Here is a 13,685-nt window from a genome sequence, read left to right as displayed (position 1 = left end):
CACGCTCTTCGGCCCGCCTCCACAAACATCACCGCGCGCCCGATTCGGTCATCCTCGCATTGGCGCCGAGATGATGCAGGCTTTGTGTCGTGTGCCTTGAACTCCAGGCAACCGGCGGATCGGGCAGATCGAGATCGAACTGTGCCCGCCCGAGCAGCGAATTGACGATCTTGGCGCTGCGCCAAGCCATCAGGCTGAGCTGCGGCTCGGCTATGCCATGGCTGAGCCGGCCGGCATTGAGCGCGTAGATCCGGCGGTCGTCGGGCCCGTCCCATTCGACCTCGAAGCTGGCGTTGAGCCTGTAATGACCGCGCTCGTCCAACGCGATCCTGTTCATGAGCGGTGCCATGCAATCAGGAATGGCAAAGGCATAGCCGGTGGCCAGAACCACCGCATCGACGGTGCGCGTCTCGATGGCACCGTCGAAGCCGTTGCGCATGATCAGCCGGTATTCGCTGCCTTCCCGCGTCACGTTCAGCACTTCGCGGTGCGGCGTCATGTTGACCGCCGTCGTTTCCTCCGAGAGGTGCCGCAGCGTGTAAAGCTGGCGATAGATCGCCTTCAGCGTGCTCGCCGATGCGCCGTCACCGGCAAGCAGCTGCTGTTCCAGGATCGTCTCGCGCCGCCCTTGCGGCAGCCGATGGAAGTTTTCGACATAGCCCGGCGTGAAGAGTTCGTCGGTGAAGGGCGAGTCGTCCAGTGGCAGGAAATTCGGCCGCATCGAGATCCACTCGATTTCGCGGCCGGCGAAGCGGTCGGAGGAGATCAGATGCAGAAGCACTTCGGCGCCGCTCTGGCCACCGCCGATCACGGCGACACGCTGTCCGCTCAGGCGATCGAGGCGGTTGGCGGCCTGGGCGTTGTGGAAGCATTGATCGGAGGCCGCCGCCCGCGCCCAGGCGGGGATGTTGGGCACCAGCCCGACGGCAATGGCGAGATTGCGCGCGTTCACCTGCTCGCGGCCGATACGCAGCCTGAAATTCGTTCCGTCGAAGTCGATCCGGTCGACGGCGCTGGCGAAGCGCAGCGAAGACAAGTTCTCGCCGACCCATCCGAGATAGCGGGCGAATTCCGGCCGCGGGATGGCTGAGAAATCCGCGTTGAGGAATTCATAGAACCGCTTCTGCGCGACCAGATAGGACATGAACGACCATGGGCTGGTCGGATGCGTCGCGGTGACGAGATCCTTGAGGAAGGATGTCTGCAGTTCGACGCCCGGCAGCATCATGCCCGGATGCCATTCGAGCCGCGTCGCCCGATCGAAGAAGCGCGCTTCGACGCCGTCCACCGCATCGAGATGGGCGGCGAGGCTGAGATTGAACGGCCCGATGCCGATGCCTGCGAGGTCAAGCGTATGGGTCATGGCGAACTCCTTGTGGAGCTGGCTGGGCTGATGGGAGATCGCCGGGCTGACTCGGGGTTAAGCGGATTGTCGAGCGGTGTGCCAAGGTCGGGCAGAGGGCGTTCGCCGCTGTCGCCGTAGCCGATGGCGAAGCGCACCTTGTTGATGGCGATGCGTGGGATCTTCGGAGCAAACAGATCGAAGAGCGCGAACCGTTCCGACAGATCCGGGTTCTGCGCCTGGTAGCGCCGGATGGCGCCGGCCAGGATGGCGTAGAAAGTCCTCTCGTCGAAGCGGTCATAGGCGGCCAGCGCCTCGGACAGGAAACGCAGAACGCTGACGATGTGTCCCGTTTGCAGATGCTGGAGAAGATGTGCCGGGGGCCGGCGCTTCAGCGTCGACAGGATTTTGGGGTCGAGGCCGGCCAGTTCGGGAAACGGCTGGTCGACGAGATCGAGGTCGCCCTGGAAATCCTTGACCGCCACGCCGAGAGGCGCCGCTCCGTCGAGGATGATGGTGACGTTCTGGCCATGGGCGATGAAGCCGACGCCGTAACGGCACATGAAGTGGTAGAGCGGCACGAACACCGTGGAGAACAGGCGGTCCAGCCATGCCTCCGGACCAAGGCTGGATTGCTCGATGAGGGCGCTGGCGATCGGCCTGCCATGGGCGTCGCGCTGCGGCAGGGCGCCCATCATCATCGGCCGCTGGCCCGCTGTCAGATCCTTTTCGGGGCTTTCGCGCCATATGGCGCCCAGCATCTCGCAAAACTGATAGGGCGCGCCTTCAACGCCGGTATAGTGCGGATGCGGATAGAAGGCGCCGGCGACTTCCTGCAAGACCTTGACGTCCTTGAGCACCGGGTCCGCGGCCGCCACCGTGGCCAGCCAGCGCGACAGATCGGCGCCGATCGCCATGTATTTGCCCGGCACGCCGCGCCACGCTGAGGTGTTGAGGACGGTCAGCGGCAGCTTGACGTGCAGCGCCTCGGGCCGTGCCACATTGGCAAGCGTGCGCAGCGACTGCAAGGGCAGGAACGGATCGCCGAACTGGCCAAGCGGCACCAGCCGGCCGGCGGCGATCTCGCTACCATATTGCGAGGCGATCATCGCCTGCCACTGCCAGGGGTGGACCGGCAGCAGCCTATGCGTCGATCGCGAGATCCCGGCGGCGCTGAAAGCCGCTTCGAGCCTTGCGCGCTCGTAGTCGCCGAGTGCGGCCTGCAGCAGCGCCTCTTCGTCGAGCCCGCAGTCAAGCGCCAGCAGGCAGCGATCGCTGGCGGCGGCAAGCCAGAAGAGCTGGAATGCGGTGGCCGATTCTGGCGCGTAGCGCTCGAAGTCGTCCCGTCCCCAGCCAAGCCGTCCCTTGTTGGCAGGTGCCTTCGGATGGCCGTCGAGCAATGCCTGCAACTCGGTATCCGGCAGCGCGGCTAGATCGGCGGCCGGTCGATTGCCGCGTGCCTTGGCGATCCGCATGTCGGCCATCAGCGTGTTGTAAAGCTCCTTCGCATAGGTGCAGAATGTTGCCGGCGACATGCCGAGCGTCTCGCGCGCGTCGGCGAAGAAGGCGACCGCATCGTCGACCGGCAGCTCGATGCCGGCGTCGCGAGTCAGCGTCTCCGGACGGACGGCGATCTGGCCCCACAGGCGCCGCGTCGCGGCAAAGCGATAGGTCACGCCGGGGCCGGGCGTCAGCTCCCATCGGCCGGGCGAAAGCTCGCGCGGCGACAGGCACTCCTCGAAGGTCAGTTCGGAAATGGCCTTGGCGACGGCGTCGCGGTTGATCGCGGCCCAGCGTGTCGCCTCCCCCGCTTTGGCAATCGGTTGCTGCACCGTCACAGCGGCACCTCGCGGAAGAAGCGCTCGCGTTCGCAGCAGACCAGCGCCGCGCGCTTGTGCGGGAAGTCGAACTCCTTGACTTTGTCGTAGGCGGCGCCGGCGCAATAGCTCAGCATCTTCTGGTGCGCGGCGCGTGGCTCGCCGACGACGCGCTGCGTGCGCGGCTCGTCGAGGAACAGATAGTGGGTGACGGAGCGGAACAGTGACAGCGTCTTCGGCCGGCCGAGATGGCGCATATTGCCGATCAGCCCATGCCAGCCGCGATCCCAGTCGAGCGGCTCGTAATAAGGCCCGAGCCGGTCCTCCTTGGCCCAGTAGAACTCGAAATAGCCGGTCGGCTCGCCGTCGAAGCTGGCGATGACGCCGAAAATATGCGGATCGCTTTCCTGCTCGGCGAGATATTTGTCGAGCTCTTCATGGCTCTGGGCAAGTTCCCAGAAGAAGGCGACACGGCCATCGTTCATCCAGCGATGGAAGAGGTCGAGATCGGTCCGGCGGTCGATCGGGCGCAGCGACACGGTGAGACCGATCTCCGGAATCCAGCGTTCGTACATCGGGCCGCAGGGGCGCGGTTGGCGCAATGGCGGCAGCCGGTCTTCCGGGCCGATAGCGGTCGTCAATGCCGGATAGGTGACATGCGAGGCCTGGCTGCGCCACAGCAGCGGCAGCTGGCGCAGGACCGAGCGATGGATGACGGCGCGTTCCGGTTCACCCGGAACCGTCTCGGTGGCCAGCGCCGAAACTGGCCACAGCGTCTTGGCCGCCGGCAGGAAGGCGCAGTCGAAGGAAGGATGCAGGCGCAGCGCGGCGTCGACGAGACCTGCCAGGATTTGCGGTTGGTCGAGACGGCCGCCAATGAACGCGACATCGTCGATGAGCAGGCGGCCATCCGCGTCGGAGATGCGGGCCTGTCCCACCGCTGTTCCCTCAGCGTTAACCAGGCTGACATGGCCATCGCCGGCACGGATGGCGAGCGGCTCCGCGGCCGAGGCCAGATGCTGCCATCCTTCGTTGCCGGCGACGGTGGCGGGTGACCAGTTTTTCGCAGCCTCGATGTTCATGCGTATTCTCTCACATGCAGGGGGTTCGGAAGCTCGACGTAACCTGCCAGCGGGTCGGTCACTTCGGTGTTCTCATTGATGTCGCGCAGCGCGATCAGGAAATTGCCCTTGGCAGCAAGCGTCGGCGCGTTGAGCAAATAGTCGACGCAGGACCGGTCAGCCATCGGCGTGGCGGCCAGCCGCTCGAGCGAGCGGCGGAATATCGCCAGCAGATCGTCTTCGTTGGTGAGGCCAGCGGCCGCAAGGGCTGCGACGGCGGCGAAAGCGCCATTGACGACCAGATAGTAGCCGAACAGCTTCGCGGCCGCTTCCGCTGGGAAGACATGATCGCCCGCCTGACCAGCCTCGGGCACGAATTCGCGCAGCCTGGGCAGGAATTCCTCGACATAACCGGTGCCCTGGCAGTCGCGAAAATAGAGCGCATTCGGCCAGCCGCCGGCGAGGCCGACGACGAGGTTCTGCTGATGGGCGCCGAACAGCAGGCCGAATTCCGAGAAGGCAACGATAAACGGCTCGATGGCGGCATGAAGGAAACGCTCGAACCACAAACGCGCCGTTTCCTCGACAGGTCGCTTCTCGTCGCGGGCGATACGGTGGACCAGGTCGGACAGATGGCTTTCGGTACGGCCGGGATGGCGCTCGCAAAGCGCGCCGAGAACGGCAGCCGGCGGATTGCCCGTGCCGCGAAACGGATTTTCGCGAAACGAGACGATGGTATCCGTCATCAGCCGGCCGTCTTCGTCACGCAGGCCGAACCAGGCGGGCTCACCCAGCACCGTCATGGTCGGGCAGCGCCGCTGCAAGGCATAGCCGAGCTTGCCCTTGACCAGCCGGTGCACCGAAAGGCCTCGCCGGCACTCATGCTCCTCGACGATGCGCCTGGAATTGGTCAGGCGCAGGCTGAGCGAGAATTTCAGCATCCACTCGGCTTCAGACGAATGAACCGTGCGCAGCGAGGTCGTGGCCCGCCACGCTGGTCCGCCGAGCCCAACATCGACGATACGACCGGCGCGAAACAGGCGCTCGACGCGGTCTTCCAGCATGAGCCGTACGGCCTGCCACGGATGCATCGGAACGAGAACCTTGCCCTGTTGCTTGCCAGCCCGAGCAAGCAGCTGCGGATCGCTGGCGGCAAGCCCGCGGACCATCTCGGTGACATCTAGCGGCTCGACGCTGCCTCCAGTGAGGATGGTCGGGTCGACGGCCCACCAGCGCAGTTTGAACGCATTGCAGTATTCATGCCCGAAGCGCGCGGAATCCGTGTGCGTGAACTCTTCGCGACTCATCGGCGCCGGGTGCACCGCGTGGCCGAAACGCAGGGCGCTTTCGGCATCGATGAAATCAGGATCGCCTTCGGAGAAGGGCCGCGACGATCCACGCGCCGCAGTCGCGTCAGCGATTGCGGCGATGCTGGCCAGGCTGCGGCGCAGGAAGGTCAGTCGGCTTTTCGCTGTCGCCCGGCCGGCAATGTCGGGATCCGCCAGGATCAGCGCCAAAAGGCTGAAAAGGTCGATCTCGGTCGCTTCGCCATCGGCCCCCTCGTTACTAATATCGAGGCGCCAGAGCGGCATCGCTAAATCGTGGTAACCAACCTTCGAGCGATGCCGCGCTTCGACGAGCACCGCCGCGCGCGAGGCAGGGAAATTCAGACGCAGCACGGCTGCCTGCGGCCGAAACAGCGCGGTTTGCCTGGCGTCGACGAATTCCCAGCCATTCCATTCCCGCAGCAACGCGTTGAGTAACGGGCTTAATGCAGAGGAAGATTCTGGTCCTACTTGTTCCATGTGCATCTCGATAAATCCTAATAATACTGCAGATTACATCTATAAGTCGTCGTCTTTAAACATTTATGTTGATTAACTATTATAAACAAGAAATAAGCTTGGTCTTATGACGACCGGTATGAAAAATCGATCTTCGCTTCTGCGCCGCCTGGCGATCGCGGTCTCGGCAATCGGCTTCGGCCAGTCGGCCTTCGTATCGCTCGTTCCCCTGGTGATGGAGCGGCTGAGGCTCGACACGTTTGCCATCGGCGCGGCAACTGCTGTCGGCGCGGCGGCCTTTCTGGTCGGCTCGCCGCTGTGGGGTCGCATGGGCGAGCGGCTTGGCCATGCCAGGCTGCTGCGCCTGCTTGGCCTCGCCATGCTGGCCGGCCAGGCGGTGTTCGCCGTGCTGCTGATAGCCGGGACGGGAGCCGCGCTCGGCCTCGCTTTGTTGGTGCTTTCGCGAACCGTTTACGGTTTCGCCGCATCGGGCGTCATGCCGACGGCGCAGGTCTGGGCCAGCCGCTCGGTTGCCGATGACAGGCGACAGGCCGCGCTGGGACTGCTTGGCGCCGGCGTCAGCATGGGGCGGCTGGCCGGTGCGCTGCCGGCGACGGCCGCCGTGTTGTCGCCGCTGCTGCCGCCCATCCTGTTCCTGTTCAGCCCGCTGTTGCTGTGGCTCGCGCCGGGCAAAGGGGAAGCCGGCGGACGGAGCGACGGCAAGGCAGCCGACGTCGGCCGTGGAATATCGCCCTTCGATCGCCGCGCTCTGCCTTGCCTGGCGATGGGCTTGTGCCTGACGCTCGGCTTCGGACAGGTGCAGATGATGCTCGGCCCGATGGCCCAGCAGCGTTTTGGCCTTGGTGCGACGCAGGCCACGACGGTGACCGGCCTGGCCCTGATGCTGGTCGCCATCGTCATGGTTCTGGTCCAGGGACTGCTCATGGCGCGCCTGCGGCTGGCGGAGCGCAACAGCGTCGTCGTCGGCTGTCTCATGGTTTGCGTCGGCATGACGGCGCTGGCCGTCACGGCCAGCCATGTTGCCTCGGCAGCGTCTCTGGTGGTGGCGGCGGCCGGCATTGCCCTGGCGACACCCGGCTACACCGCCTGGCTGATGAAGCGCCTGGAGCCCGGCGAGCAGGGCGCGGCGGCCGGCTGGCTCACCAGCACCCATGTGCTCGGCCAGAGCATCGGCGCATTGGCCGGCGGCTTTGCCTTCACGCTCTGGCCCTTTGCGCCGCTGGCCGACTGCGCGGCGTTGGCGCTGGCCGCTGCCTGTCTCGCTGCCATGGTTCGCAAGCACTAGCCAAACCGCGCTCATTCGGCGACCTCCGGCAGCGGCTGCATCGGAGTACCCGGCTGGGCTTTTGCGGCATCGGCGAAATGGGCATTCAGCATGCGATAGGTCGCCACCACGGCGATGCCCGACAGCACTGTCGCCAGGGTGAACAGCGCGAAGTAGCCGAGCATGTCGGCGAGGCGGCCGGCCAGCATGGAGCCGACGAGATAGACGATAAGCTGGGCGCAGGACAGGATGGTGAAATCGGTGCCGGGTTGGTCCGACGACGTGACGGACATGAACAGGCTGTAGAGCGCCACGATCTCCATGTAGCGCACCAGCGTCTGCAGGAACGAGGCGCCGAAGATCGGCCAGAAGCCGGCGATAGCGCCGAAAGCGTGCAGCGCGAAGATCAGGAAGCAGATGGTTCGCAGCGCGCCGAGCAGGCCGAGCACCGAGGCGGCCCCCTTTTTGTGCAGCAGCCACGCCGCCAGCGCCGAGCCGCCGAGCCCGACGGTGAGCGCGGCACCGCCCGAGAGATAACCGATGATATCGAGCGGCACGCCGGCATCGACGAGATAGGAGCCTTCCATCGACTTCACCAGCCCCTCGCTGGCGCGGTAGATGAGCGCGATCCACAGGATCTGGCGTGCCTCCGGCCGGCGCAGAAAGCGCAGGATCGAGGGGCGGTCGATGGCCGCCTGCGGCGCGCTGGCGACGGGATCGGTCTCGCGCATGGCGAAGGCGGCGACCAGCGGGATGATGGACAGCGCGGCCACCATGGCCACCATGGTTTGCCAGCCGGCATGATGATAAGCCAACAGGCCGAGCGTGCCGCCGAGAACGACGCCGAGCGCGACGGCGCCGCCCTGGATCGCATTGCCGATCGGCCTGTCCTTCGGGTCGAGATATTTGGCCGCGTAGCCGTCGGTGGCGATGTCCTGGGTCGACATCAACAGGCTCACGACAAGGCCGACGGCAAAGATACCGGCGACACCGGTCGGCTCGATCCAAAGCATGGCGGCGATGCCGGCGATGACGCCGATCTGGGTGATGATGACCCAGCCGGCGCGATGGGCGCGGGCCATTGGCCGAAAGCGGTCGACCAGCGGCGCCCATAGGAATTTCAGCACCAGCGGCAGCATCAGCAGCGCCATCAAGCCAATGGCGGTGCGCGACACGCCCTGCTCGCGCAGGATCGGCGGGATCGCCGCGGCAAACAGATAGCTCGGGATGGCCTGCGCCAGATAAAGGCAGGCGAGAACGACGAAAAGCCGCAGGCGCGAAAGCCCGGCGGGCGCCGGCCGGTCTGCGTCGCCGCTCATTTGACATAGTCCTTCGGTGCGTAACCGTTCAGGAAGGCGCCGGCCTCCGCCCGGCTGCGGGTGACGAGCACTGGAAAGCCGAACAGGCTTTGCCAGACGCGCTGCATGTTCTCGTCGGCGGCGGGGCGCACCAGCGCACAGGCGCGGCAGGCTTTTTCGAGCTGCTCGCGTTCCGCCTTGTACCAGAGGTTTTGCGCCTTGCGCTGGGCGTCGCTCAGCGCGATCTCGATGCGGATATCGACCAGGAGCACGAACGGCTCCCTCTCCTGTGAAAGGCAGCCGAGCGCCTCGATATAGGCCCCGCCATCCGCCGGATCGGCGGGCGCTTCTGCCAGCAGCGAAGCCAATGCACCGTTTCGTTGGAGAGACACCGCCATTGCCGCCCTCAGAAGGTGATCTGGTACGACAGAGCGACGGAACGCCCCAGACCGGGAACGTCGGCGCCGCGCGGCGCCGACGCGGAGGGGTTGATGTAATAGGTGTCGAACACATTGCGCACGGCAAGGTTCAGCACACTCTCATTGGCGAACGTCTTCGAGACTGCAAGATTGACCAGTGCTGCACCGTCCAGTTCCTGGGTGGCGATGCGGTCGCGCCCGGAAAACAGCTCCAACTCGCTGCGCAGGGTCAGCTCGTTCTCGAAACGGGTGGTGAGATAGACCAGGCCCTTGTAGGTCGAGGGGATACGGTTGTTGGGCAGATATTCGTTAGCTTCGATGTGGCCGTCGTGATCCGCGTCGTATTTGCCTTCGACATAGCCGACCGATCCGCCCAGCGTGAACATGCCGCTGAGGTCTGCCTCGAGATTGGCTTCGACGCCCCAGATACGTTCCTTCTGCTGCGATACCCGGTTGTTGACGATGTCGTAGCTGACGCCGTTGTCCGAGGTCGACAGATAGGTGCTGACGCCGCCGCGATAGTCGCCCCAATCGCCGCGCAGACCGGCTTCCCAGGTGTTCACCAGCTGGGGTTCAGGCGCGATATCGGCATAGCTGATCGCGTAATCCGGCGCGTTGGTGCACGGCAGCAGCGGCCGGATGGCGGTGCCATAGGCGTCGCAGGTTTCGGCGTTGGAGTTCAACCCGGCCCGGCGGGTGAAGCCGCCAATGTCGGTCAGGCTGTAGCCTTGCGAGAAATTGCCGAAAAGCTGCATCCTTTCGGTCAGATCGTAGACGGCGCCGGCGTTGAAGGTGACGGCGTCGTAGTCGAACGAGCCGCCGGTCACCCGGATCGCCGGCAGGCCGATAATGTTGCGGCCGAGCAGAACGGCAGCGGCAGGCCGGGTGAAGTCTTCAACATTGAGATAAAACTGGTCGTAGCGCGCGCCGCCGCTGATGCGAAAGCGATCCGTCACCGGAATTTCGCCTTGCGCAAACAAGGCAACCGAGTTCTGGGTCGTGGGCGAGATGGCGTCCTGACCGTTGGTCAGCTGCTGATCGGTGGCATCGAAGACGTAGTCGGCGCCCCAGGTCAGCGTGCTGCCTTGAGTGATAAAGTTCATCGGCGTGTTGACGGTCAGGTTGACGCCGCTGCGCCGCGATTGCAGCGCCGTCTGGTTGAAGTCGGCGGTCGGGTCCGTACCCGGCGGCAGGATCACCGGCCGCGTCGGGTTCGTCGGTAAATACACCTGGCTGTTGACGGCCGAGAATTTGGTAAAGGGCGACTGCTTGAAGATGTCGTTGTAGAACGCCTTGACCTCGAGGTTTCCGAGCGCGAAGTCGCTGTCGGTGTATTTGGCGGTCAGATATTTCGAATCTTCCTTCAGCGGCTTGCCTTCATAGGGATCGCCGAAATCCGGGGAGACGGGATTGGTCGTGTAATCGGTGAACCAGTCCGGCTTCTGGTTGGCATAGGTCCAGTCGACGCTGGCCTCGAAGCGCCTGGAATCGAACTGGTAGCCGGCCACGCCGAAGAGATTGCCCGTGCCGGTGCGGTCGCCGCCGCCTTGCCCAAGCATGGCGTCCGAAGCCATCTCGTTGCCGTGGCCGTCATAGGTGCGGCGCGACAGATCACCGGACGCCGAGAAGAAATAGTCGAAATCGCCTTTCTTGCCCTCGACCGAGACGCTGGTGCTGGGCCCGGCCGACTTGCCGGGGTTCTCGGTGAAGGCGGTAACGCCGGTGCGCACCGTCACCTTCGGCTTGTCGCTGTCGCCGCGCTTGGTAATGAAGTTGATCGTGCCGCCGGTGGCGCCGGCGCCATAGAGGCTGGAAGCGCCGTTGATGACCTCGATGCGCTCGACCGAATTCAGGTCGATCATCGACAGGATGCGTGACACGTCACGCAGCGGCGTGTTGCGCGGCACGCCATCGACCATGATGAGCACGCTTCGCCCGCGGAAGGTTTCCGAGGCGCCAGAAATGGTCTGGTTGCGCGGCGCGTAGCCGGGGACGATGCGGCTGATCAGGGTGGCGGCGTCGATATTTTCCTGCGCGGCTTCCTCGACCTGCTCCCGTTCCACGACCTGGACAGACTGAGCGACGCTGGAAATCGACCTTTCATTGCGGCCGGTGACCAGTATCTGATCGAGCACGGTGGCTCCCTGCTGGTCCGTCGGAGCGGCTTCCTGGGCAAATGCCGCGCCTGCCATAATCGACGAACCCAAAGCCGATGACCAAAGAAGCGTACTGAAAAATCTGCGCATGCTGTCCCCATCTATGCCCTGGTCCCCAGCGCCAGAGCGGAAAGGCCCAGTTATAATTCATGATAAAACGAGTCAACATTTATTTTGTGGCTTTTCAAATCAGGATTAGTCAGCGAACGGATGGGAGCCGGGTACATGAACGGCGCGCATTTTAGCCGGCGCTAAGATGTTGAGCTTTCTTGACAAAACGGCATAGGGCAGCCGGCGGCGTCGTCAGCCTTTGTGCTTACAAGAAGCTCTGCGGATCGATGTCGACCTGCACGCGAACCGAGCCGCGCTGCTTCGGCCCTTCGGCCAGCATGGTGCGGATGAAGCCTTGGATGTCGGCGCGCTTTTCACCCTGGATCAGCAAGCGGAAACGATGGCGCCCACCAAGCAGCGACAGCGGCGCCTCGGCCGGGCCGAGCACGAACAGGTCGCTGGCCTGGGGTGCTGCACGGCGCAGGCCGCGCGCGTGGCCTTCGGCCTCGGCCCGCGTCACCGCACTGACGATGACGCCGGCAAGCCTGCCGAAGGGCGGCAGGGCTGCCCGTTCGCGCTCAGTGATCTCGCGTTCGTAAAAGGCCTCGGCATCGCCCGAGACGATCGCCCGCATCACCGGATGGTCCGGCTGGAAAGTCTGCAGCAGGCCGAGGCTTTTCTTGCCGGTGCGGCCGGCGCGGCCGGTCACCTGGCTGAGCAACTGGAAGGTGCGCTCAGCGGCGCGCGGATCGCCATTGGCGAGGCCGAGATCGGCATCGACGACACCGACCAGCGTCATGTTGGGAAAGTTATGGCCCTTGGCGACCAGCTGCGTGCCGATGACGATGTCGGCCTCGCCATTGGCAATGGCCTCGAGCTCCAGCCGCAGCCGGCGCACTCCACCCATCAAATCGGATGACAGGACGATCGTGCGCGCGTCGGGGAAATGCGCCACGACTTCTTCAGCTATCCGCTCGACGCCAGGCCCGCAGGCGACCAGATGGTCGAGCGTGCCGCATTCCGGACAGGCCTCCGGCCGCTTCTCATTGTGCCCGCAATGATGGCAGACGAGTTGGCCGCGAAAGCGGTGCTCGACCAGCCAGGCCGAACAGACCGGGCAGCCGAAGCGGTGGCCGCAGACACGGCACAGCGTCAGCGGCGCGTAGCCGCGCCGGTTGAGGAACAGCAGCGACTGCTCCTTCTTCTCCAGCGTACGTTGCATCTCACCGATCAGCAGCGGCGACAGAAACCCCCCGCGCGCCGGCGGCGCGCGCCGCATGTCGATCGTCTTGAGATCGGGAAGCGCGGCTTCGGCAAAGCGCGCCGACAGCACCGCCCTGCTGTAGCGGCCCTGCTGCGCATTGACCCGGCTTTCGACCGATGGCGTCGCCGACGCCAGCACCACCGGGAAGCCGCTGATATGGCCGCGCACCACCGCCATGTCGCGGGCATTGTAGAAGACACGGTCCTCCTGCTTGTAGGCGGGGTCGTGTTCCTCGTCGACGACGATCAGCCCGAGCTCGCGGAACGGCAGGAACAGCGCCGAGCGTGCGCCGGCGACGACGCGCACGCCGCCTTCCGCCACCTGTCGCCAGACCTTTTCGCGCATTCGGGGCGGCAGGTCGGAATGCCATTCCGCCGGCTTGGCGCCGAAGCGCTGCTGAAAGCGTTCGAGGAAGGCATGCGTCAGCGCGATCTCCGGCAAAAGGATCAAAACCTGCTTGCCCTGGTCGAGGGCTGCCGCCACCGCCTCGAAATAAACTTCCGTCTTGCCTGAACCGGTGACGCCGTCGAGCAGCGTGACGTTGAAAGCAGCGGCCGCGACATTGGCGCGCAGCATGGCGGCCGCGTCTGCCTGGTCCGGCATCAGCTCCGGCATGGCGTAGGAGGGATCGGGCGCGGCGACCACCGGTCGAGGCGGGATCATCACCGTCTCGAACACGCCTTGCGCCTTGAGCCCCTCGACCACCGTCGACGACACGCCCGCCGCGTGCGCCAGGCCGGATCGCGTCCAGGCAAGCCCCCCTTCCGCCGTCTCCAGCACGCGCGTCCTGGCATCCGTCATCCGGTCGGGCATGACGAGGGTCCGCTGCAGGCCCTCGATCCATGGTTCGGGATCGAACGCCTCCGGCGCGCGCAACAGCATGCGCGCCACCATGCCGGGCGGCGACAGCGTGTACTGCGCCAGCCAGTCGACAAAGCGGCGCATGCCGCGGTCGATCGGCGGGCAGTCGAAGACCTGTTCGATCGGGCGCAGCTTTTTGGCGTCGATATTCTCGACCGCACCATCCCAGACGATGCCGGCAACCTGGCGCGGACCGAGCGGCACGCGCACGATCGAGCCCGGCACCACGCGCACGCCGGCAGGCACAGCGTAGGTGTAGGGCCGTTCGGCCGGCATCGGCACCAGCACCGGCGCGGCTGCGACAAAGGGCGAATCTTCGATCATCGGGCGTGACCTTGCCCCGACTT

At 65.2% G+C, this 13,685-nt stretch carries 9 protein-coding genes; 1 reads left to right on the top strand and 8 read right to left on the bottom strand.

All coding sequences use genetic code 11. The features are described 5' to 3' along the window. Positions 1–28 precede the first annotated feature (28 nt). Genes NKJ18_RS18700 through NKJ18_RS18685 form a run of 4 tightly spaced genes read right to left on the bottom strand, consistent with a single transcriptional unit; the run spans position 29 to position 6,025 of the window. Positions 29–1,363, bottom strand: a complete 1,335-nt coding sequence (locus NKJ18_RS18700; protein ID WP_352759179.1) for a lysine N(6)-hydroxylase/L-ornithine N(5)-oxygenase family protein — start codon at positions 1,361–1,363, stop codon at positions 29–31. After that, on the bottom strand, positions 1,360–3,180 hold the full coding sequence (locus NKJ18_RS18695) for an IucA/IucC family protein (RefSeq protein ID WP_352759176.1): 1,821 nt from the start codon (positions 3,178–3,180) through the stop codon (positions 1,360–1,362). Before NKJ18_RS18695 ends, NKJ18_RS18700 begins: the two co-directional genes overlap by 4 nt. Then, positions 3,177–4,241, bottom strand: a complete 1,065-nt coding sequence (locus tag NKJ18_RS18690; RefSeq protein WP_352444819.1) for a GNAT family N-acetyltransferase — start codon at positions 4,239–4,241, stop codon at positions 3,177–3,179. Before NKJ18_RS18690 ends, NKJ18_RS18695 begins: the two co-directional genes overlap by 4 nt. Further along, positions 4,238–6,025, bottom strand: a complete 1,788-nt coding sequence (locus NKJ18_RS18685; protein ID WP_352759173.1) for an IucA/IucC family protein — start codon at positions 6,023–6,025, stop codon at positions 4,238–4,240. Before NKJ18_RS18685 ends, NKJ18_RS18690 begins: the two co-directional genes overlap by 4 nt. Before the next feature lie 118 nt (positions 6,026–6,143). Between NKJ18_RS18685 and NKJ18_RS18680 the strand changes: the two genes are divergently transcribed. Beyond that, positions 6,144–7,310, top strand: coding sequence for an MFS transporter (locus tag NKJ18_RS18680; RefSeq protein ID WP_352759171.1), 1,167 nt, complete (start codon positions 6,144–6,146; stop codon positions 7,308–7,310). Between the two features lie 11 nt (positions 7,311–7,321). On the opposite strand, the gene NKJ18_RS18675 is transcribed toward NKJ18_RS18680, so the two are convergent. From NKJ18_RS18675 to NKJ18_RS18660, 4 genes are all read right to left on the bottom strand, one after another. Continuing rightward, on the bottom strand, positions 7,322–8,608 hold the full coding sequence (locus tag NKJ18_RS18675) for a RhtX/FptX family siderophore transporter (RefSeq protein ID WP_352444813.1): 1,287 nt from the start codon (positions 8,606–8,608) through the stop codon (positions 7,322–7,324). Further along, positions 8,605–8,955: a hypothetical protein gene (locus tag NKJ18_RS18670; RefSeq protein ID WP_023806385.1), complete on the bottom strand. Its 351-nt coding sequence runs from the start codon at positions 8,953–8,955 to the stop codon at positions 8,605–8,607. The genes NKJ18_RS18675 and NKJ18_RS18670 overlap by 4 nt, the downstream gene beginning before the upstream one ends. 38 nt (positions 8,956–8,993) lie before the next feature. Further along, entirely contained in the window at positions 8,994–11,198 is a 2,205-nt protein-coding gene (locus NKJ18_RS18665) for a TonB-dependent receptor (RefSeq protein ID WP_352759167.1), read from the bottom strand. 280 nt (positions 11,199–11,478) lie between these two features. Next, the gene (locus tag NKJ18_RS18660; RefSeq protein WP_352759164.1) at positions 11,479–13,662 is read right to left on the bottom strand and encodes a primosomal protein N'; all 2,184 of its coding nucleotides are present in this window, start codon (positions 13,660–13,662) and stop codon (positions 11,479–11,481) included. Positions 13,663–13,685: the final 23 nt, after the last annotated feature.

This window comes from Mesorhizobium sp. M0217 (assembly GCF_040321955.1).
In the GTDB taxonomy this organism is placed as follows: Bacteria; Pseudomonadota; Alphaproteobacteria; order Rhizobiales; family Rhizobiaceae; genus Mesorhizobium.
This window is presented reverse-complemented; position numbering and strand designations above follow the sequence as displayed.

Excerpts from the sequence above, each read along its gene's own strand:
- NKJ18_RS18700 (WP_352759179.1), bottom strand. The coding sequence starts at position 1,363 with ATGACCCATACGCTTGACCTCGCAGGCATCGGCATCGGGCCGTTCAAT.
- NKJ18_RS18690 (WP_352444819.1), bottom strand. The coding sequence starts at position 4,241 with ATGAACATCGAGGCTGCGAAAAACTGGTCACCCGCCACCGTCGCCGGC.
- NKJ18_RS18685 (WP_352759173.1), bottom strand. The coding sequence starts at position 6,025 with ATGGAACAAGTAGGACCAGAATCTTCCTCTGCATTAAGCCCGTTACTC.
- NKJ18_RS18680 (WP_352759171.1), top strand. The coding sequence starts at position 6,144 with ATGAAAAATCGATCTTCGCTTCTGCGCCGCCTGGCGATCGCGGTCTCG.
- NKJ18_RS18675 (WP_352444813.1), bottom strand. The coding sequence starts at position 8,608 with ATGAGCGGCGACGCAGACCGGCCGGCGCCCGCCGGGCTTTCGCGCCTG.
- NKJ18_RS18665 (WP_352759167.1), bottom strand. The coding sequence starts at position 11,198 with ATGGCAGGCGCGGCATTTGCCCAGGAAGCCGCTCCGACGGACCAGCAG.
- NKJ18_RS18660 (WP_352759164.1), bottom strand. The coding sequence starts at position 13,662 with ATGATCGAAGATTCGCCCTTTGTCGCAGCCGCGCCGGTGCTGGTGCCG.